The 21,095-nt window shown below is 58.8% G+C and carries 18 protein-coding genes; 11 read left to right on the top strand and 7 right to left on the bottom strand.

Annotated elements, in window-relative coordinates:
- Positions 1-7: 7 nt before the first annotated feature.
- The 3 genes from Q666_RS62910 to Q666_RS62900 all read left to right on the top strand — a co-directional run bounded on the left by Q666_RS62910 (position 8) and on the right by Q666_RS62900 (position 3,086).
- Positions 8-1,117, top strand: coding sequence for a class I SAM-dependent methyltransferase (locus Q666_RS62910; RefSeq protein WP_023001867.1), 1,110 nt, complete (start codon positions 8-10; stop codon positions 1,115-1,117).
- Positions 1,118-1,188: 71 nt separating this feature from the next.
- Positions 1,189-2,508, top strand: a complete 1,320-nt coding sequence (gene ribB, locus Q666_RS62905) for a 3,4-dihydroxy-2-butanone-4-phosphate synthase (protein WP_031269683.1) — start codon at positions 1,189-1,191, stop codon at positions 2,506-2,508.
- 23 nt (positions 2,509-2,531) lie between these two features.
- Positions 2,532-3,086 (top strand): hypothetical protein, encoded by a 555-nt coding sequence (locus tag Q666_RS62900; protein ID WP_023001869.1) that lies wholly within the window; start codon positions 2,532-2,534, stop codon positions 3,084-3,086.
- A gap of 133 nt (positions 3,087-3,219) precedes the next feature.
- On the opposite strand, the gene yghX is transcribed toward Q666_RS62900, so the two are convergent.
- Positions 3,220-4,107 (bottom strand): YghX family hydrolase, encoded by an 888-nt coding sequence (gene yghX, locus Q666_RS62895; RefSeq protein ID WP_031269684.1) that lies wholly within the window; start codon positions 4,105-4,107, stop codon positions 3,220-3,222.
- A 140-nt stretch (positions 4,108-4,247) separates the two neighbouring features.
- On the bottom strand, positions 4,248-5,333 hold the full coding sequence (gene aroC / locus Q666_RS62890) for a chorismate synthase (RefSeq protein ID WP_023001871.1): 1,086 nt from the start codon (positions 5,331-5,333) through the stop codon (positions 4,248-4,250).
- 312 nt (positions 5,334-5,645) lie between these two features.
- Here aroC and Q666_RS62885 point away from each other — a divergent pair, with 312 nt between their 5' ends.
- Positions 5,646-7,919: a bifunctional diguanylate cyclase/phosphodiesterase gene (locus Q666_RS62885; RefSeq protein WP_023001872.1), complete on the top strand. Its 2,274-nt coding sequence runs from the start codon at positions 5,646-5,648 to the stop codon at positions 7,917-7,919.
- Here the strand turns inward: Q666_RS62885 and Q666_RS62880 are convergent.
- Complete coding sequence (locus Q666_RS62880) at positions 7,910-9,094, bottom strand: DUF3095 domain-containing protein (RefSeq protein WP_023001873.1); 1,185 nt, start codon at positions 9,092-9,094, stop codon at positions 7,910-7,912. The genes Q666_RS62885 and Q666_RS62880 overlap by 10 nt on opposite strands.
- Positions 9,095-9,307: 213 nt before the next feature.
- On the opposite strand from Q666_RS62880, the gene Q666_RS62875 reads away from it, so the two are divergent.
- The gene (locus tag Q666_RS62875; protein ID WP_023001874.1) at positions 9,308-9,961 is read left to right on the top strand and encodes a hypothetical protein; all 654 of its coding nucleotides are present in this window, start codon (positions 9,308-9,310) and stop codon (positions 9,959-9,961) included.
- 152 nt (positions 9,962-10,113) lie between these two features.
- Here Q666_RS62875 and Q666_RS62870 read toward each other — a convergent pair whose 3' ends face one another.
- A complete protein-coding gene (locus tag Q666_RS62870) occupies positions 10,114-10,758 on the bottom strand; it encodes a histidine phosphatase family protein (protein WP_023001875.1) in 645 nt (214 codons plus the stop codon).
- An 87-nt stretch (positions 10,759-10,845) separates the two neighbouring features.
- Positions 10,846-11,664 carry an enoyl-ACP reductase FabI gene (fabI, locus tag Q666_RS62865; protein ID WP_023001876.1) on the bottom strand — a complete coding sequence of 273 codons (819 nt, stop codon included), beginning with the start codon at positions 11,662-11,664 and terminating at the stop codon, positions 10,846-10,848.
- Between the two features lie 169 nt (positions 11,665-11,833).
- Between fabI and Q666_RS62860 the strand changes: the two genes are divergently transcribed.
- The 4 genes from Q666_RS62860 to Q666_RS62840 all read left to right on the top strand — a co-directional run bounded on the left by Q666_RS62860 (position 11,834) and on the right by Q666_RS62840 (position 18,091).
- A complete protein-coding gene (locus Q666_RS62860; RefSeq protein WP_023001877.1) occupies positions 11,834-13,246 on the top strand; it encodes an FAD-binding oxidoreductase in 1,413 nt (470 codons plus the stop codon).
- A 303-nt stretch (positions 13,247-13,549) separates the two neighbouring features.
- The gene (locus Q666_RS62855; protein WP_023001878.1) at positions 13,550-14,830 is read left to right on the top strand and encodes a hypothetical protein; all 1,281 of its coding nucleotides are present in this window, start codon (positions 13,550-13,552) and stop codon (positions 14,828-14,830) included.
- Positions 14,831-15,777: 947 nt separating this feature from the next.
- The gene (dnaA, locus tag Q666_RS62850; RefSeq protein ID WP_031269688.1) at positions 15,778-17,241 is read left to right on the top strand and encodes a chromosomal replication initiator protein DnaA; all 1,464 of its coding nucleotides are present in this window, start codon (positions 15,778-15,780) and stop codon (positions 17,239-17,241) included.
- A gap of 418 nt (positions 17,242-17,659) precedes the next feature.
- Positions 17,660-18,091, top strand: a complete 432-nt coding sequence (locus Q666_RS62840; RefSeq protein ID WP_023001881.1) for a glyoxalase superfamily protein — start codon at positions 17,660-17,662, stop codon at positions 18,089-18,091.
- Positions 18,092-18,198: 107 nt separating this feature from the next.
- Here Q666_RS62840 and Q666_RS62835 read toward each other — a convergent pair whose 3' ends face one another.
- Positions 18,199-19,074: a methyltransferase gene (locus tag Q666_RS62835; protein ID WP_023001882.1), complete on the bottom strand. Its 876-nt coding sequence runs from the start codon at positions 19,072-19,074 to the stop codon at positions 18,199-18,201.
- 78 nt (positions 19,075-19,152) lie between these two features.
- Positions 19,153-19,911, bottom strand: a complete 759-nt coding sequence (locus Q666_RS62830) for an SOS response-associated peptidase (RefSeq protein WP_023001883.1) — start codon at positions 19,909-19,911, stop codon at positions 19,153-19,155.
- 114 nt (positions 19,912-20,025) lie between these two features.
- Here Q666_RS62830 and Q666_RS62825 point away from each other — a divergent pair, with 114 nt between their 5' ends.
- Complete coding sequence (locus Q666_RS62825; protein ID WP_031269690.1) at positions 20,026-20,538, top strand: hypothetical protein; 513 nt, start codon at positions 20,026-20,028, stop codon at positions 20,536-20,538.
- A 59-nt stretch (positions 20,539-20,597) separates the two neighbouring features.
- Positions 20,598-21,044: an NUDIX hydrolase gene (locus Q666_RS62820; protein ID WP_023001885.1), complete on the top strand. Its 447-nt coding sequence runs from the start codon at positions 20,598-20,600 to the stop codon at positions 21,042-21,044.
- Positions 21,045-21,095 lie beyond the last annotated feature (51 nt).

Below are 21,095 nucleotides of genomic sequence, written 5' to 3'. Positions count from 1 at the left end.
GTGAGCCATGAGCGCGGCGGATGAGGAATTCGGACCTGTCAAAGGAACCCGCAGCCTGCCGCCGCTCTTGAGCCTTGCCCGGCGAACGCGCTATGCGCTTTACCAGGGCAGCCGGGTCGCGCTCTACACCCTTCATTCCGAAGCCATGCGGCGGATGAACCGGGATCTCCAGAAACAGCTTCCGGAAACGCCGAAGGTGGTGCCGACCGGCCCGGTGCCGAGCCAAAGGCGCATGCTGTCGGACATCGTCAAGCTTTTTGCGGATGATCTGAAGTCCGTCGAGGACGGGATTTATCCGCTGCCTTCCGATGGCACCATGACGCCGGGCGAGCTGATCGCGACCAGCCGTGCCTTCTTCAAGGACGTGCCGGAGGTGGCACGCCGTCGCGCAACCGGTGCACATCAGGAGGTCAATGCCACCGAAGGATTTGCCGCTGCACTGCCGCGCTATTACCGGCAGAATTTTCACTTTCAGACCGATGGCTGGCTGTCGGAGGAAAGTGCCAGGCTCTATGACTTCCAGGTGGATGTGCTTTTTTCAGGTGCCACTGCCGCCATGCGTCGACGGGCCCTGGTACCTTTCGCCAGGATCTTGCGCCGCAAGGACCAACGCCACGTTTCGTATCTTGATATCGCCTGCGGCACCGGAGGTCTCTTGCGGCCTGCCCTGGCCGCATTTCCGCGCCTCAAGGGCACGGGGCTCGATCTGTCGGAACCCTATCTGAACGTTGCCCGTGAGCGCCTGCCGACGCGCCGTGCCGGCTATATCTGCGGCCTGGCTGAAACCCTGCCGTTTGCGGACAATTCTCTCGACGTCGTATCCTGCGTCTTCCTGTTCCATGAACTGCCGCCGAAAATCCGGCGTCAGGTCATCTCGGAGGTCGCACGCGTTCTGAAACCCGGCGGCTCCTTTCTTTTCGTCGACAGCCTGCAAACCGGAGACGTGCCGGAATATGACGGCCTTCTGTCGGTCTTTCCGCAGCTTTTCCACGAGCCCTATTTTACCTCTTATCTCAGCGAAGACCTGACGGGTATCGCCAAGGCCGCAGGGCTCGAAGAGAGCTGGATGGTGCCTGCCTTTGTCTCCCGCGTCGCAGAGTTTATCAAAAGCGACTGATCTTTCAGTATTACTGAAAAATCTCATTCCTTCTCTTGAGACTGAAAACAATCAGGCGTATATCGAACGCCATGAGATTGGATCTATGGCTCTTGCAGACAGGGGAAAGCCGCAGCGCCTTTGCGCGCCGCGCCAACCTGTCGCCTGCCTCCGTAACCGCCCTATGCAATGACCCCAATGTCTGGGTCTCGCGGGATATGGCCCGCAAGATCGCCATTGCCACCAATGGCGCCGTAACCCCCAACGACTTTCTCGGACTGTCTACAACCAAGGAGCATCCCGTGTCCCAGGCCCGTGTCGCAGAAGCAATCCGCGCATTCGAACGTGGAGAAATGGTGGTCGTGACTGACGATGACGACCGCGAGAACGAAGGCGATCTGATTGTTGCCGCCGCCAAGGTCACGCCGGAACAGATGGCCTTCATGGTGCGTCACACCTCAGGCATCATCTGTGCGCCGATGACGGTTGCCCATGCACGGCGCCTGCGTCTTGACCCTATGGTTGCCGAAAATGATGCTCCGCTTGCGACCGCTTTCACCATTTCCGTGGACTACCGCCAGGGACTGACCACCGGCATTTCGGCCGAAGAGCGCTGCTCTACCGTACGCGCACTTGCAAACCCCAATGTCGGCGCTGACGACTTCGTCCGCCCCGGGCACATCTTCCCGCTGGTGGCCAAGGAAGGCGGTGTCATGATCCGCTCCGGCCATACGGAAGCTGCCGTCGACCTGTGCCGTCTCGCCGGACTGGAGCAGGTTGGCGTCATCAGTGAGCTGGTCAACGACGATGGCACCGTGAAACGCGGCCAGCAGGTTGCCGAGTTTGCAGCAGAGCACGACCTGAAGATGGTTTCTGTTTCTGACCTGATCGCCTGGCGCCAGCGTACCGAGAAACTGGTGGAACGGGTCAACGAACAGCCCGTCGACACGGTTTTCGGCCCGGCCTATGCCACCACCTATTCCACCCCGTATGACCCGATGCACCATCTGGCCATCGTCTACGGCGACATTCTGGACGGCCGCAGCGTCCCGGTGCGCCTGCAACTGGAATCCGTGCTCGATGATGTCTTCGGAGACGTCCAGCCACTCGACCAGATCATGAAACACTTTGCGGATCGAGGCCGGGGTGTCATCGTCTATCTTCGCGAAGGGTCGGTGGGCGTTGCCCGTCAGTCCAAGCGGCCGAGATCCGACTTTGAAGCCGCTGATTCCGAGGAACACAGCTCCGCACAAGCTAGACAGGAACAATGGCGTGAAGTCGGGCTTGGTGCACAGATCCTGAAGGACCTGGGCGTCAGTTCAATTCGCCTGCTGGCCTCCCGTGAGCGTCATTACGTTGGGCTGGAAGGCTTCGACATCAAGATTGACGAAACAGAGATCCTCGACACCTGAGGATCCTTCGGAAGGGGCCTTTCATGGCGGCGAAGAAAGAGGCAGTCAAACAAGAGGAAAACGTGAAGCCGACACCGGTGCCCTTCACCGTCGGCTTTAACCGCAGTCAAAGCGAAAGCATTGTCTACGGCAGCCTCATCCTCGGCATTCTGTTCGCCGTGATCGGGATTGTCGGCAATCTTCCCTTGCTGGCCCTCGCCGCCCTCGCCCCGCTCGCAATTGCCTTCTGGCACTATCCGATGATCGAAAAAGGCAAGCCACAGCTCGGCGCCAACGAAGACGGGCTTTATGTGGAACGCATCGGTTTCATCGACTGGGCGGCAATCCGGATGACGGACGTCAAACGGACGTCCGTCCGCAACATCGAGCTGGTCCGGCTGGACGTCCTCCTGACCCGTTCACTGGATGACGCCGTCACCAAGGCACAGACCTTTCCGGTCTGGAAAAAGTTCATGATGCGCAACTGGAAGCGCACGCCGCGCGAGCATGGCCGGGAGCTGATTGCGATCAACCTGCACACGCTTGCAGCCGACCCGGAAGAAATCCTGAGCCGCATCCGCGCCTTCAAGTTTGTCTGAGATATCGCGGCCCTGGCGCCAAGCCGGGCCGCAATTTATTGGAAGACGACCAAACCAAGCCTGCTCATCGTGATCATCCCGGCTGGGTAAAGCCGGAACCGGGATGAGGTGAGACGAGCAGACCCAGGCAACCCTACATCAGGTTTTCCTTGAAGAAGTCGACGGTTCTCTGCTCTGCGAGCTTTGCAGCCTCTTCGTCGTAGCGCGGTGTCGTATCGTTATGGAAGCCGTGGTTCACGCCCGGATACATATGCGCCACGTAGGTCTTGCCGTTGGCCTTCAGAGCTTCCTCATAGGCCGGCCAGCCCGCATTGATACGCTCGTCCAGCTCGGCATATTGCAGCATCAGGGGCGCTTCGATCTTGGAGACATCCGCAGGATCCGGCTGACGTCCATAGAACGGCACGCCCGCGGCAAGCTCCGGATAGGCGACCGCAATTGCATTGACCACACCGCCGCCGTAGCAGAAACCAACCGCCCCAACCTTGCCGGTGCTGTCGTCACTGTTGAGGAGATACTCGAAGCCGGCGAAGAAATCGTTCATCAGCTTGGTGCCATCGACCGTACGCTGCAATTCGCGGCCCTGATCGTCACTGCCCGGATAACCGCCGACCGAGGTCAGTCCGTCCGGCGCCAGCGCCATGAACCCGGCCTTGCCGAGGCGGCGCGCGACATCCTCGATATATGGATTGAGACCGCGGTTCTCATGCACGACCAGCACCGCCGGCAGCTTGCCGGTCGCACCTGCGGGCTTCACCAGATAACCGTTGACCTCGCCATGGCCGTTTGGTGACGGGTAAGTGATGCGTTCGGTGACGATCCCCGCATCATCGGGAGCAACCTGTTGTGCCAGCGCATAATTGGGAGAAAGCTGATCCAGCAGCATGGCCGCCGTCAGTCCACCAACCGCGAATTTTGCTGCCCCGTTCATGAACTCGCGCTTGGTAATCTTTCCATGCGCGTAGAAATCATAAAGATCCAGAAGCTCCTGAGGAAAATCCTTTGCCGTCATACGGCGCACAGGCGTCATTTCATTCATGTCATTACTCCCTGAAATGCATGAGACGTCATGCTGGAGATAAAACTAGAGAGATGACGGGCAAGGTCCATGGCCCTTGCCTTCCGGAATTGTAACGAGTTGTAACGCTGCGAAGTTGCCCGTCAGCCGATCTGGCCGCGATGACGCAGGAAATGGTCCGCCAGAACGCAAGCCATCATCGCTTCGCCGACCGGCACCGCGCGAATGCCGACGCAAGGGTCATGCCGGCCCTTCGTCATGACGTTGACCTCTTCGCCCTTGCTGGTGATCGACTTGCGCTCGGTGAGGATCGAAGACGTCGGCTTGACCGCGAACCGGACAACCAAGGGATCGCCGTTGGAGATCCCGCCCAGAATGCCGCCGGAATTGTTGCTCAGGAAGACGGGCCGGCCGACATCATCAAGGCGGATCTCGTCTGCATTGTCTTCACCTGTCAGGCTTGCGGCATCGAACCCGTTGCCGACCTCGACCCCCTTGACCGCATTGATCGACATCATCGCAGCAGCAAGGTCCGTGTCCAGCTTGCCGTAGATCGGCGCACCCCAACCGGCGGGGACACCTTCGGCAACGACTTCAATGACGGCACCGACGGAAGACCCGGCCTTGCGGATGCCGTCCAGGTAGTCCGCCCAGAATGCGGCTGCCTTTGCGTCCGGAGAAAAGAAGGCGTTGTTATCGACTTCCGCCCAGTCCCAGTTGGCCCGGTCGATCTTGTGCGGTCCAACCTGCACCAAAGCGCCGCGAACGGTTACGCCCTGCAATACCTTGCGTGCGACGGCCCCGGCGGCAACGCGCATGGCGGTTTCGCGCGCCGAGGACCGTCCACCGCCACGATAGTCGCGGATGCCGTATTTGGCGTCATAGGTGAAATCGGCATGGCCGGGACGGAACCGGTCCTTGATCTCCGAATAGTCCTTGGAGCGCTGGTCGGTGTTTTCGACAAACAGTGAAATCGGCGTCCCGGTCGTTTTCTGGATACCGTCCTCGTCAACCATGACGCCGGACAGGATCTTCACTTCATCCGGCTCGCGCCGCTGCGTGGTGAAGCGGGACTGGCCCGGCTTGCGCTTGTTCATGAAGCCCTGAATATCGGTCTCCGTCAGGGGAATGAGCGGCGGGCAGCCGTCCACCACGCAACCGATAGCGGGACCGTGGCTTTCGCCCCAGGTGGTGACCCGGAAAAGATGACCAAAACTGTTATGCGACATGAACGGTGACCGAGGCTTGCAATTGAACTGTCAGGCGCCGAGCGATACGCCATCGCGCCCGCAAGCTCAAGCCCGCAGCCGGGAATACAGGTATTTTTGGCAAGTCCATTCGTCCACCACCCCTGTCAAAATTAAAGACAAGTAGATTTCGAATGGAAGCTGGCGTCCTTGGTACGCGTTTCACGATGTCTTGAATTAACGACCTAGGAAATCGCGCGAACCGTTCGCAAAAATTCGACCCTTGATTTGCTAATCCTTAAACCTCTACCGTTATTACACGTTGGGATCTAATAAACACCAAGAGGCAAAACGTTGCGGATCAGGGGCTGGCTGACTGGACTGATCGTATTTCTGCTGGCACCCAGCCTGCTCTTTGCCTCACTCTGGTTTCATAATAAATTCGAGAAGGTCAACTCGATCGACCACAGCCTGGCCGGGCTGCACCTGATCGAGGCACTCGGGCCGCTGATGCAGGAGAAAGCGCTCACCGGCAAGATCAGGGAGACGCCGGTCCAACTGCGCGAACGCCTGGAAACACTCGGGGGAGATGAGCTTTCCGCCGACCTCGTTCAGCCGCTCGACACCTTCCTGAACGAAGGCAACATTCCGCTCGCACTTCGGCAGGCCCGTATCCTCGCCTCAATGATCTCCCAGGTCACCAGGCTGAGTTCGACTTCATCTTTCGAGACAGCAAAACTTCCGCATCTGATCACCGACACCATGCCGACCGTCGTGATCGAATCCGCGATCATGGCAAGCAATGCGAAAAGCATTTCCAGCCGGGGCGAGATCAATGTCTGGGACAAGATGCTGATCCCCGTGCAGGGAGGCCAGTACAAGATTGCCGCCGACGGGGCGTCGCGGGACACGGTTGATTACTTTAACGACCTGACCGGTGCGCAAGCCGATCTCTTGCAAAAACAGGCGAGAGCCTTCCGGACAACGAACGTCGCCTTTCAGACCGCAGGCTCGAAACTGCTCTCTTCTACTATCACCGCCTCAAAGGGGGCGGATGTCATCGCCCAGCCTGTGGTGGAGATGCAGCCGGCCCTGGTCAGTGCCGCTTTCGACCTTTGGCAGTCCACCGTCGACTATCTCCTGATGGACCTGCAGAGGCAGCGATCCGAGACACTGTTTGCCGTAACACTTGCCGGTCTTGTCGGCGGACTGGTCATTGTTGCGGCCTTTGCAATCGCCATCGCCCTGTCGCGTGCACTTGCCGACCGGACGCAGCAGGAATTTGAAAATCTCGGATTTCACGATCCCCTGACCGGACTGCCGAACCGCCGCGCCCTTCTGAATACGATACGCAACCTGCCACCGGCAGAGCCGGGAACGCGCACGGGTGCGATCCTGATCGACCTGCGCCAGTTCAAGAAGGTGAACGACCGGTTCGGGGACCACAACGGCGATTCACTTCTGCGTCAGGTGGCCGAACAGCTGACCCAGCACGCGGAACCGGAAGACTTCCTGTGCCGGACAGGCGGAACGGAGTTCCTGTTTCTGCGTCCGCGCCTCAAGAAGGCGGCGCAGTTCGAGCAACTGGCTTTCACACTTCTCCAGGAAATTGCGACCGACCGGATCATCGGCAACAACAGATCGGCGATCGAGGCAAATGCGGGCATTTTCATCAGCAGTCCGGGCGAGCAGGTCTTCGATCATTTGCTGACCGATGCGGCTCTGGCCCTGAGAGCGGCCAAGCAAAAGGGGCCGCGCAAGTTCGATCGCTTCACCCCGGCAATGCGCGCTGCCTTCGAGGAAAGTGACGAGATTGCCAAAGAGCTGCAGAATGCGCTCAAGAACGGCAATATCGTTGCCTGGTTCCAACCGCAGGTGAATATTCACACGGGCGAAGTTGTCGGCGCAGAAGCCCTCGCCCGGTGGATTGATGACGACGAGATCCGGTATCCAGGCTCTTTCCTGCCCGCTGCAATGGAAGTCGGGTATCTGGAGGAGATCGAAGAGGCCGTGCGCAGCCGGGCGCTGAAGTTTGCCGCCAGCCTGAGCGGCAAGACGAGGCCAGCCATACATCTGGGCCTGAACGTGACCGCCAGTCTGCTGACAAGCGCCAAGGCGGTGGATGCGCTCCACCGGCAGGTGCTTGACCTGGGACTTCAGCCTGCAGATGTCAGCCTGGAAATCCTGGAAGCGGTGATGATCGACGAAATCACGGCCACTCCCATCAAGCAGAATATCGCCCGCCTGTCGGAACTGGGGTTCTTCATCGAACTGGACGATTTTGGAACCGGCCATTCAAGCATCTCGAGCCTGCGCGATCTGAAGGTTGACCGGGTCAAGATCGACAGGAGCTTCATTTCCGGCGTCGATGCCGATCCCGCCCTGCAGAAATTCACCAGTGCGCTGATCAATCTTGCCAAGAGCCTCGACATCAGTGTCCTTGCCGAAGGTGTGGAAACCGAAGCCGAGCGTGACTGGCTGAAACGCCACGGATGCGACGTCATCCAGGGGTTCCTCATATCAAAGGCCGTTCCCGACAGCGACCTTGCGATGATGATCCTGAAACAGAATTTTGCACACCCGATGCCCGCCCTGGAACGACACGGCCCGCTGCGCAGTCAGGCCTGACCGACCGCCTTCGGCACCATGTTCGCCTGCCGTTTCTTGAATTCGGCAGCTGCCAGAGAAAATCCGCCGTCAGCCCCGTCGACGAAATGGATATGCCGGCTTTTGCCGATATCCTCGACAAAGCAGGTCATCAGGGCGGACGTGGACACATGCAGCCCGAACACCAGATCCCCGGCGGCATAGCCAGCTTTCAGATAGTCTTCGACCCCTGCAAACTGCTCCGGTGTCAGATCCAGCACGAGCTGCAGGCTGTCGCCCACCTTGCGATGGTCAGTGTTGAGGCCAAGTTCGGGAAAGTACCGTTTCGGGTCAAAAGGGCCGATGCGCCAGCCCGTGTGATAGCTGATGACGAAGACCATCGCCTCCAGCAACGCCTTTGCCCATCCGCGGAAGTCTTTTCCCGGTGAGCCCAGGCGCACCTCATGACGCGTACCGGTTGGTGGAAAGCGAAAACGAAGACGCGTCTTGTCCGCCAGTCTCATCCGGCTGTCATCCCTCGAGGGATCATAGCCGAGTTTATCGGCCAGCCCCCGCAGGACATCCTGCATTGGAATACGTCCGGTCGGCTTGACGATCAGGGACACGATGTGTCCGTTTCGTGAAGGAAGCGGTTCCCATCTGCAGGAAAGCCCGTCGAGCGGCGGTAACGCGGCATCGGGGAGAGAGATCTCAAACGGCCGCGCTTTTTCCGGATCTTTCAGAATATTGTCCGCGACGGCCAGGCCATCCCCCAGGATCATGGCCAGGTGATTGCCCGGGCTGAGCTGGTACTTGCGCACACGGACGTCGCCTCCAAGATCCCGCAGATGAGCGACCGGAATCGCAGCGGCGCGCAGCTCCAGTTCCATGACCTGGCGCGCCAGACCGACAACACCGGCCAGCGCGTCGCTGGCTGCCTCGACATCGTGTTCGGACACGACCAGCATTGCGCCGTCTCCCCCGAAGACAAACGGTACACGGTCGCTGCCGATCCGGTTCAACACCGCGGCGATCACCGCGGCGCCAACCATGTTGACTTCCTTGTACCGGCCCTGTGCGACCGCATCGCTGGAGCGGACTATGTCGGCAGCAAGAACGTACCAGTCGTCCGGCACCGGCCGGTAATCGGCCAGATCCCCGACCGTGCTGAAATCTGAAAAGCTTGGCAGTTCGCTATAAAATTCATTGGCGGACACGGCACCTGACCCGGATTGTCTCCAGGTTCCCTCGCAATCGCTGTAAACATCTACGCCGCAGCTGCTTCGCCCGATCACCGTCACTGGACAAGCCCGAGGCACGGATGGTCGGGGGCTCCTTTGCAGTGCCCAAGGTCACACGTAAAGCGGCCTTCACATGCGTACATTTCGAACAGCAAACGCTCATGGCCCGTTGTACCAGAGGAAACCGAAATGACGTATTCAAGAACCGCTTTCGATCAGGATCTACTGACACTTTCCTACAATCACTATGAGCTGAACGAACTGAGGCAGAACCCCTGGGACACCAACCGGACCCAATTTGAATCACCTGGCGATGCAAACAGCAAGATCAGCCTGTCACACATATCAAGACACACCGCGTGGGCCGTCTACGACAAGGTCGCCCGTTCCGGTGGCGAGATGTATGTCGGGAGACTGGCGCAGACCCAACAGCTTTACCGGCGCTTCAACCTGGAAGACCCGACGCATTTCAACCTGACCCCCGGTCTTCCGATCAATGTCCAGAAGCTTGCCCGCTGGTCGGTGTGCATCAACGACTGCTGGATCCTGGGGGCGATCCACACCCACAAGAAATTCTGCCTCGTTACCAAGATCCGCAATCCGGGTGAAATTTACGATTACGGACGCGGCTTCTTCATCGTGACAGGGCGTGAGCTTTATGGCCTGAGCAAGTTCGGCTACGAGCCGGAACGGGAATGGGGAAGCGTGATGACCTTTGTCTGCACCAACAAGCAGAAGGCCGACCGTGCGACGCTCACGAATTACGCCACCCTCATGGGACAAGCTGCCAATAGCGTTGTCGCAAAAGCGAAGATTTCTCTGTATGCCCAGGGTATCTACTGAGCCAATGGAGGATTGCCGCAGATCTTTGATATGGCGGATTGGTTCCGGCTTATTCTATGGATTGATTGGCGATTTCCGCAGACAGAACTTTCCCGCATGCGGACCTGCAACAGCTTGTCGCAAACTACGACCGAACGCCGACGAAGGGGCTGTCAAACGATCTCGAAAGCGCCCTTACGCCAGACAAAGACCTTGTCCTGCGGCACATCCAGCTTGGGAACGGAAACCGTGTCCAGCCCTTCCAGCAAGCCGCGCAGAACGCGGAAGACACCGCCATGCGACACGACGACCGAAGGCCGATCAACGGTCACCAGCCAGCGCCCGATGCGCTCGGCCAACATCTTGTAGCTTTCGCCCTTGGGGGGAACGAAGCCCCACTTGTCGGCGCGGCGCTGCAGGATCAGATCCTGCTCTTCCTCTGCCAGTTCTTCCAGCGTGAAGCCTTCCCAGTCGCCGAAGGTGATCTCCTTGAGCTGGTCCTCAAGGCGGTAGGCCTCCACCGGAAGGTCCATGGACTGGCGTAGCAACTCCATTGTCGACCGCGTGCGGTGGAGCGGTGAGGATACGAAATCCAGACCGGCGGGATCGATCATCTCCTGCTCCAGAAACGCTTTGAGACGCTTGCCATTGCCGCTGGCCTGGCCGCGCCCCGTGTCGTTCAGCGGAATGTCCCTTTGCCCCTGCATGCGCCCTTCGAAGTTCCAGTCCGTCTGGCCATGGCGGACAAAGATCAGGAACTCCGGATCGTGCAGCCTGGGCAGCAGGTCGGATTTCGGGGCACTCAGCACAGATGTCATTTCAGTTTCCGGAATGCGGGATCACCCCTGGCGGGCGGGGCCGGACAATATGAAAATGGCCGGTGTGAAACCGGCCATTCGAAACGGTCAATCCTTGACGACGGAAATGTCCGGGGCGTCCACCGCCTTCATGCCGACAATGTTGTAGCCGCAGTCGACGTGCTGGATCTCGCCGGTAACACCACGGCCGAGGTCTGACACCAGGAACAACGCGCTGTCGCCGACTTCCTCGATCGTCACCGTGCGGCGCAGAGGCGAGTTGTATTCGTTCCACTTCAGAATGTAGCGGAAGTCGCCGATACCGGAGGCAGCCAGCGTCTTGATCGGTCCGGCGGAAATCGCGTTGACGCGAATGTTCTGCGGGCCAAGGTCCATCGCCAGATACTTCACGCTGGTTTCCAGCGCGGCCTTGGCAACGCCCATGACATTATAATGCGGCATAACCTTCTCGGCGCCGTAATAGGTCAGCGTCAGAATGGAGCCGCCGTCGGGCATCAGCTTCTCGGCGCGCTGGGTGACAGCCGTCAGCGAGTAGCAGGAAATGTCCATGGTGCGGGCGAAGTTATCGGAAGACGTATCGACGAAACGACCGGTCAATTCGGATTTGTCGGAGAAGGCAACGGCATGGACGAGAAAATCGATCTTGCCCCATTTGTCTTCCAGCGTCTTGAAGACCGCATCGATGGAGGCGCCATCGGTCACGTCGCAATGGCCGACAACAATGGCGTTCAACTGGTCTGCCAGTGGCTCCACGCGCTTCTTCAACGCATCACCCTGGTAGGTCAGAGCCAGTTCAGCTCCCGCGTCGGCCAGTGCTTTGGCAATGCCCCAGGCAATTGACTTGTTGTTCGCCACACCCATGATCAGGCCGCGTTTGCCATTCATCAGTCCGCGCGTTTCCGCCATCGTCGTCTCCGAAAGAATTCCAATACCACCCCAGCGGGCTGGCTTCCTATGGCACAAGGGGTTTGTTCCTTCAAGAGACACGGTGACGGAATGAACCGTCGACGCCAGCGCTTTCAGACACTATGTTGGCGCCCGAATTTTACTGTCAAACTTCACGAGGACCCCGCTCATGGAGCGTACTGCCCATGCCGACCGCTTCGCCGAGATGATCGGCGCAGCCAACGTTCTGACAAGTCCGGACGACCAGGCTCCCTACCTCACCGAATGGCGCGACCTGTATCAGGGCGTCACTCCCATGGTGCTGCGCCCGGGCAGCACCAAAGAGGTGAGCGCCGTCATGACCTATGCGTATCAGAACGATCTCAAGGTCGTGCCGCAAGGCGGCAACACCGGCCTTGTCGGCGGCCAGATTCCGCAGGAAACCGGGGATGAAATCGTCCTTTCGCTGTCACGCCTCAACAAGGTTCGTGCGGTAGATCCGGCCGGCTTCACCATTACGGCCGAGGCCGGTGTGGTGCTGGAGACGCTTCAGAATGAAGCTGAAAACGTCGACCGGCTGTTCCCGCTTGCGCTCGGGGCTCAGGGCTCCTGCCAGATCGGCGGTAACATTTCCACGAACGCGGGCGGCACCGCCGTTCTGGCCTATGGCAACACGCGCGATCTGGTTCTGGGCCTCGAGGTGGTGCTGCCGACAGGGGAGATCTGGAACGGTCTCAGAACCCTGCGCAAGGACAATACCGGTTATGATTTGAAACAATTATTTATCGGTGGTGAAGGCACTCTGGGCATCATTACAGCCGCAGCGCTGAAACTTTTCCCCAGGCCCAAGAAGCTGGAGGCCGCTTTTGTCGGCCTGCCGGACCCGCACGCCGCCCTCAAGCTGTTCACCCTTGCCAAGGCACAGGCCGGGCCGGTTCTGACCGGCTTTGAAATCATGCCGCGCGTTGGCGTCGAATTCTGCCTGCGCCACCTGGAAGGCGCACGAGACCCGCTCGAGGGCGAACATGCTTGGTACGTGCTGATGGAGCTGTCCAGTGGTTCTGAAGCCTTTCCGGTGCGGGACCTGATGGAGAGCATTCTCGGCGAAGCATTTGAAGAAGGCCTGGTGGAAGACGCCGCCTTTGCCCAGAACCTGACCCAGGTTCAGGATTTCTGGCACATCCGCCACGGCATGTCGGAAGTGCAGAAGCCCGAGGGTGGCTCGATCAAGCATGACGTTTCCGTGCCGGTTGCCTCGATCCCGGACTTCCTGGACAAGGCCATGGCCGCGGTAGAGGACTTCGTGCCCGGATGCCGGCCTGTTCCGTTCGGTCATATCGGCGACGGCAACATCCACTTCAATGTCAGCCAGCCGGTGGGCGCCGACAAGGAAGACTACCTGGCGAAATGGGATGAGATGAACACCATTGTTCATGGCATCGTCGGCGAGTTCGGCGGCAGCATCTCCGCAGAGCATGGCATCGGCCGCCTCAAGCGCGATCTCCTGAAGGACGTCAAGCAGGGGATTGAGCTGGATCTCATGAAGCGGATCAAGGACGCATTCGACCCCAAGGGACTGTTGAACCCGGGCCGCGTCCTCTAGGGCGCTTCGCCTGCTCTTGAAGGCAGACATTACGTCCGCACGTTTGAAAGCCGGTCATCGGCAGATTTCGACAAACAAGAAGTGCCGGTGCCAAAAGCGCCGGCATTTTTTTGCTGTCCGAACCTCTCAAGTCAAAGCGGCTTTGCCAGCGTGGCCTGCATTCCAAATCCGCTTCAATGAGGGATGTATTCTTAAAGCTTTATTCAGCACTCTTTGGTTGCATTATTGTGAGATTGCACGAAAAAGTATCTCATTTCTGAGCGCAAGACTTCCGCAAAAACCCTTTATTTCAGGCGACCCACCATGACGACAACCAAATGGACATGTTCCGTCGACAGCAATGGAACCGCAAATCTTTACTGCGAACTCACCGAAGACGGACAGCAGCCCACGACCGAGAAGGTCAAATTGAAAGGGGTCTGCTATTCCCCGGCCCCGATCAACGGTTCCAACTCCTATGCCCCTGCCTTGGGGGACTGGTATTGGGACGACTTCGAAGCAGGCTCCACTTTCATTTCCAGCTGGTCACCCTTGCTGTCCCGCGACTTCCCCAATTTCAGGAACCTCCACAACAATGCACTGCGGGTCTACTGCATGCTGTCACGGCAGCTGGAAGGCAACGGAACCTTCCCTTCCCCCTGGGACAATGGTCACTATTTCACGCATAAGAATTTTCTGGACCTGGCCTGGGACAAGTCCGCTCCGCCAGAAGCAAAGATGCGCCGGTCTGTCCTGGTCGGCATCCCCTTGCCTGCCACGATGTTCTGGAAGACCCAATACGACCAGGCCTCACAGGTAGAGATCGACTACTGGACGAATGTCCTGCGGGAAACCGTCAGATCCGTAGCAGATCATCCGGCGGTGATGGGGTTCACCATTCAGAACGAACAGGACGGCGCCGACGTTTGCTACAACAATCCGGAATGGGCCACTTTCTGGTGGGGCCAGGTGGAGAAAATGGCTGCCATCGTCAAGGAAGAAGCTCCTGGCAAGCTGGCCGGCATGGCCACCCACGACGACCCGAACATTCCCCTGAAGGCGTCCTCCTACATGGAGAACTGCCCGAGCATCGACTTCTGGGGCGTCAACACCTACCAGACCGAGACCTTTGAAAGCATCTTCAAGGACTACGGCAACCTGCCGCCAAAGGCGCTGAAACCCGTTCTCTTCACCGAGTGGGGCATGCCGGCAACCAGTCACCGGGACCCGAACAACCCAGGAACCATTTATGCCGACGATCAGACCTGCAGCAAGGCGGCGCAAGTTGCGCAGAAAATGCTGCCTCAGGCCTTTGCTCATCCGCTTTGTATCGGGCTTTACTACTTCGAATATTGCGATGAACTGTGGAACCAGCCTGAAGCCCCCAACATTTACACCTGGTGGGGCGGTCCGCCTGCGCCCGGTTTCCCGAACGGATACTGGGACAACGACGGCTTTGGCCTCGTTTCGGTGCAACGGGGTCCCGGCCTGCCCAACGACGCGCCCATCTGGGCGAACACCGGCCCAAAGTTTCCGATAGATGTGCACACGAACAGAAACAATCTGTTCTCGACTGTTGCGAATGTTTTCAAGACGACAACTTGAGCTGACAAGCTGCGGAGCCGGCGCACCCCAAGCCGGTTTCGCCACGTCGGCGTAGCCGAACTTCGTGATTTACTGATCTCTACTTGGAAAGCGCCAGGTCTCAGCTATGTAAAAGCACCTAGTGCCGGGAAGGCATGCTCCGCCCGCAACAGCCTCAAGGGATCAATTGTCAAAACTGGCAGGTTGCCGAAGTTTCCTCGGTGCTGGGGATAAGGTTCGTTCGATCTGCCAAATACGAATGCCCCATCAACGTATGCATTGATACGGCCAGGATCCTGATCTGTCAGCAGTTTACGGGAACAGCAACCAGGCCCGGGTTCTGGTTTTGCCGGTCATAAAGCCTGTTTTCAGGCGTCCCATTTTCCCCAGCTTCCACCACCATACGGACCTGCCAGACCGGTTAGGTGGAACGGTAGCCGATTCAGTGACCATGTGACGGGAGAACCGGCGCATATGCACCCCTGTCATAAACGACATGATCTTTCTATTTAAGCCGGTTTTTTCCTTGGCTAAACTTCTTAATTTGACAGCGTCCTTTTGAAAACTCGCAGAAAAAATCCTGAAAAGTTAAATTTTTCCTAAAATCGTCTTCAAGCTCACAGGCAGAGCGGAAACAGCAACAGGAGAACAACTGGGTCGGGACTTGCGGCATGTCCTGACGATGACGAAACGCAAGATTCGCTATGTAAAATTTACATGCGCAGTGCCCGTCATCTACAAAAATTACAATATGAAACGTCTATGACCTCATAAAAATAAGCTATTTGTAAATATGGTAAGCAAAAGGTTAATGGTGTTTCATAGGCGCTAATAAGCCATCCGGTCTGGAGACCCAAAATGGGCAAAAGACCTAACGAAAGAAACGGGCAGCGAGGCGGAACGTCGTTGCTCATAGACAGTGCACAGGGGGGGAGCGGTTCCAAACGGTCCCTCCAATGGAGGCCACAATGCAGGTTCAGAACTTAGCTGGTTCGGATCAATGGGATCGTGTGAAAAAGGAACTGAGAAACGAGCTCGGTGACGATGTATTTTCCAACTGGTTCGGCAGAGTAAAACACGAAGAAACCACGGGCGATGCAGTCCGCCTGTCGGTGCCCACCCGCTTCCTTAAAAACTGGATCCAGAACAACTACGAGAAGCAGCTCGTCGGCCTCTGGAAACGCGAGCAGGACGATATCAACCGTATCGAGCTGACCGTTCGCGGTGCTCTGCGTCCTCGTCAACTCAATGTCGGTCTTGCCCCCAAAGCGATCTCCGCCCGGCGGATAAGCGGCCGTCCCGGCCCCTTCAGCAGCACGCCTCAATTCGGCGCGTCCCATGGCATGTCGGTCATTCCGTGCCTTGCGGACAGCAACGAGGATGCGGCGGCGGATTTCCTGAACGGTGCGTCTCTCAATCCGAAGCTGACCTTCGACACCTTTGCCGAAGGCGCCTCGAACAGCCTTGCCTGTGCCGCCGTGCGCCAGATGGCTGCCGGCCACCAGGGCACACTGGACCTGCTCTATATCCATTCGTCCACCGGCATCGGCAAGACCCACCTGCTGCAGGCAGCGGCGGCCGAAGCTCGCAAGACGGGACGGCAGGTTGCCTATCTGTCGGCCGAATTCTTCATGTACCATCTGGTGCCAGCTCTCAGAACGCCGGCCTTCCCGGTGCTGCGGCAGGCAATGCGCTCCATCGACCTGCTCCTGGTTGACGATCTCCAGTTCCTGCATGGCAAGCAGGCTGCGGACGAGTTCAGCAAGACGCTGGAACTGCTCATGGAGTCGCCGACCCAGATCATCATGGCAGCCGACCGCTCGCCTGAAGACCTCGATACGCTTGGCGATGCATTGCGCTACCGGATCCAGAAAGGTGAAGTCGTCGGCATCCAGTCAACCGATTATGCGCTGCGCCACGACATCCTGAAGAAGCGGATCACCGCGGCGCGTCGCACACATCCGGGCTTCTCCGTTCCCGAAGATGTCGCCGACTACATTGCCCGCTACGTGATCGCTTCGGCCCGCGACCTGGAAGGCGCTCTCAATCGCCTGTTCGCTCACAACCAGCTGACGAAACAGCCGGTGACGATGGACCTGGCGGAAAAGACCCTGCACGACCTGGTGCGGATCGGCGAGCCGCGCTCCATCAAGGTGGAAGAGATCCAGCAGGTGGTGTGCAAGCATTTCAGCGTTACCAAGGCAGACCTCCTGTCGTCGTGCCGGGCGCGCACATTGGTCCGTCCGCGCCAGATCGCGATGTATATCGCCAAGGTGATGACCGGACGCTCACTGCCGGAAATCGGCCGGCGGTTCGGCAACCGTGATCACACCACCGTGCTGCATGCGGTCCGCAAGATCGAGGACATGGTGTCCAAGGACAAGACCCTTGCACAGGAAGTCGAACTCCTGAAGCGGCTGGTCCACGCCTGATCTGTTTCCGGGGACACCCCTCCCTCGGAAAACCTGCGGCGGCGGGCTTGCCCGTCTCCGCGATTGCCCTGCCCCCAATTCAGGGCAATCACCCTTCTGCGTCCGACGGGGCGCGGTCGAACTCAGGCGGTAAGAACCGCCGGGTGTTTCATCTTAACCTCCCTCTCCTTGAAGCCGCGCCAGCGGCTTTCTTTTTGCCGCGTTGACAGAGCTGGAACCGGGGCGTATGCCTTGCGCCGGTTTGAGGGAACCGGCCGCCCGCAGGCTTCGGCCATGGTGAATTCCCTTGCGCAAGACATCTTGCAGCTTTGATCGACCTTCACGAGACAGTGCAGGCTGATGGCAACGCGGGCCCCATAACGGGTCGCCGCCAATTGGCGAACACCTTACCGCCTGCCTTTCTTGGAAAGGTAATCCCATGACGCTGCCCAGCGTTGCCAATCTCAAAGCACAGGCCAAGCGCCTGCGCGCCGCGCTAGCTGCCAAGGGGCAGGATATCTCCCACAGCCAGGCGCTCGAACTCCTGTCCGCCCAATACGGCTTCAAGGACTGGAACACCGTATCCGCGACAGCCGCCAGACCAAACCAGATGCAGTTTGCCGTCGGCAACCGTGTCTCGGGCACCTACATGAAGCAGCCTTTCGAAGGAGAGGTGCTGTCGCTGACACGGGTTGGTCCGGCAGGCCAGTACCGGGTGACCATCAAGTTCGACACGCCCGTGGATGTGGTCACCTTCGACAGTTTTTCTGCTTTTCGCAGCCGGGTCGTCGTTCTGATCAACGGTGACGGTGTCGCCGTCAAGCGAACGTCCGACGGTGAACCCTATCTGCGCATGCAAAGGGCTGACTGACGGAAAGGCGATAGTCTGCCGTGCCATCGGCCATGATGGAACGGCAGATGATCCTTGGCCTTCCCGTTGAATGTCGAGCCGAAGAGATGCTCTTCAGCGCATGGGCTCTAGCGCAGCCGCGCAATCACAAGGTGCCCGGGGACTGGGTCTCCGTCCTCGAGACGAACGGTGATGGGGTCCATCGCGAGAATGTCGAAGCCCGCCGCATCCAGAGATGAGCGAATATAGCCTTCCCCCTGCGCAAACCGGCTTTTCGGCCCGACCATGTAGGGACGCCCTTCAAGTGCTTCGTCAGACAGGGTTTCGGTGGAGAAAGCCAGGTAACCGCCCGGTTTCAGACGGTCAACTGCACCGGCAAGAAATGGTTCAACCGCCCCCAGATAGGGAAACACGTCGGTTGCCGCGATCATGTCCCAGCCGGGACGAGAGCCATCGTCTTCCTCGAACTCCTCAAGGAATGCGACGGCCTCGCCCACATAAAGGTCGTCATAGACTTCCCGGTCATAGGCAAGTTCAACGATCCGCTCGGAGAGATCTACGCCGGTCCGGTGGCCCGTGCAATCGGCAAGAGCCATACCTGTAAGACCCGTGCCGCAGCCGAGGTCGAGCAATCGATCGAATGGGCCAATCTCAAGCTTCTGGACGAGATCGCGAACCAGCAGAGGCACGCAGTAACCAAGCTCATCGACCAGAATGTCGTCGAACACATCAGCGTGCTGATCGAATAGGGTCGCGACATAGGCATCCGGCATTTTCTGAGGGGCGGCTTCCGCGCCGATTGCCGCCAGACGAATGCTGACACCGCCCGGGTCGTCCGGATCCAGCGCAAGGGCTTCGCGATAGGCCTGCGCGGCACCTGCCAGATCGCCCGATTTCTGCAGGGCGAGACCTCGATTATAGGCTTCGGCCAACGCTTCGTTCTCCGATGCGTCCTCTTCCAAGGCCTCGTCTAGCTCAAATTCAGGCGTGTCGTCGTTGCTCATGATCCATCCTTGCGGCTGAGCCCCTGCCCTACAGCCATGAGCCGACTTTTGCACGGCAATTCTGATGCCTGCGACGGTTCAGAACAGATCGAGCTGGTTCTTGTCCTCCTGCGATTTCTCCGCAGCTGACGGCTTGGCAACCTTTTTCAAGGGCACCGACATTTCTTCCGGCGAAATCTCGCGCTGCACATCAGCATCGTCATTGACGACCTTGTTCACCCGGTTGGAAACCGGCGTCGCGACCAGAAAATCGTCTTCTACCGGCTGCAGCAGCTTTTCGGCTTCACGCCTGTCGACGTTGGCAACATCCAGCCACGTTCCGAAATCTTCCCGTTTCAGGATCACCGGCATCCGGTGATGGATCGCAGACATCATCCGGTTGGACTGGATCGTCAGGATTGCACCCGTGTCGATGTCACCACCATCGGGATCCGACCAGGTTTCCCAAAGGCCGGCAAAGCCCATGACGTCGCCCTCCGCCGGACGGATCCAGAAAGGCTGCTTGCCTTCCGGCGTGCGACGCCACTCGTAAAAGCCGGACGCCGGCACGAGGCACCTGTGATGACGCATGGCATTGCGGAACGACGGTTTTTGCGACGCTGTTTCCGCCCGGGCATTGATCAGAAGTGTGAAGCTTGCCGGGTCCTTGACCCAGGGCGGCATCAAGCCCCAACGCACAAGATGAAAGCGGCGTGTGCCGTCGAGCGTCTGCCGCACAATGGCCAGCGGCTGGGTTGGCGCAATGTTGTATCGCGGCGGAAAATTGGGCTGATCGACGTAGTCGAAGAAGCTGCGCACAGCGTCCGGTGGTGTCGTCAGAGCCAGGCGGCCGCACATCGTTTTTCTCCGGTTGGGGCCCCTGAAGCGGGGCAAACAGGGTTCCGCCAAGTTAGGCAATTGGAAATAAAAAAGAAGTACCGTAGGCCCCAAGTCAATAACAGGGGGACCGGTATGGAATGTTTGCATCCAGTTTTGGGCGCCGGGGAGCTGGCAGCCGAAAGGCTGGAACAGGCAAACATTAATCCCCAAACCGGTTTGGCGACCGATTATCTCAATCATTTCAATGAAGTCATGATGCTTCTGGAAATGCTGCCGGATATGCCGGATTGCGCCGAAGATGTTCTGGAGTGGGAGCCGCTCGACTATGAGGGCCATTTCGAGAACTCGAGTTTCAAGGACAAGAACCTGGCCATCATGGCCTATCATGCCGCCCCGAACTTCTTGCGCGAACACCTGGAAAAACAGGTTGCGGGCATAAACAGGCTCGTGGGCAAGATTCAGGACCAGCTGCGCGAGACACCGGATCCCGCAATGATTGCGACTGACATTGCCGACCGGGCCACGAACGAAATCAAGCCGCTGATAGCCGTTGCCGGTGCCGTCATCCACGGCCATGTGGAACCCGAAGCGACGCAGCACGAAGGCGAAGGCGCACAGGCGGAAATCGACGCTCTGTTCGCATAAGGCCTGACGGCTTATTGTGCCCGGGCAGAATCAGCCGTCTTTCCGTCCGCAGAGGTTCCATGTCCAGGTTTTATCCGGAAGCGCCACGCGCCAGTGTCAGTGTCCTGTGCCATCGTGATGGCCGTGCCCTGCTGGTGAAGCGCGGCAGGCCTCCTTTCAAGGATCACTGGAGTTTGCCTGGTGGAGTGATCGAGCTTGGGGAGACCCTTCAGGAAGCGGCCGCGCGTGAACTGCTGGAGGAAACCGGTGTCACTGCGGCGATCAGCGAGCCTGTCGAGACCTTCGATTCCATCCAGAGAGATGATGACGGCCGTGTCGTCACTCACTTCATCCTGACTGTCTTTTGTGGGCCTTATGTATCGGGAACTGCAGTTGCCGCCGATGATGCCGCGGCGCTCGACTGGGTCGGCCTGGAAGATCTCGACGGGCTGTTGACCACACCTGGTACGCCGGACCGCATTCGGCGGCACCTGACTATCCCTTCAGCCAAGCAACCAGACCTCTAATCTTTGGATCAACTTGCCATAGTGCTTGCGGTGCGGCGCCGGGTTCAGCAT

Source organism: Labrenzia sp. C1B70 (assembly GCF_000475395.1).
GTDB lineage: Bacteria > Pseudomonadota > Alphaproteobacteria > Rhizobiales > Stappiaceae > Roseibium > Roseibium algicola.
This window is presented reverse-complemented; position numbering and strand designations above follow the sequence as displayed.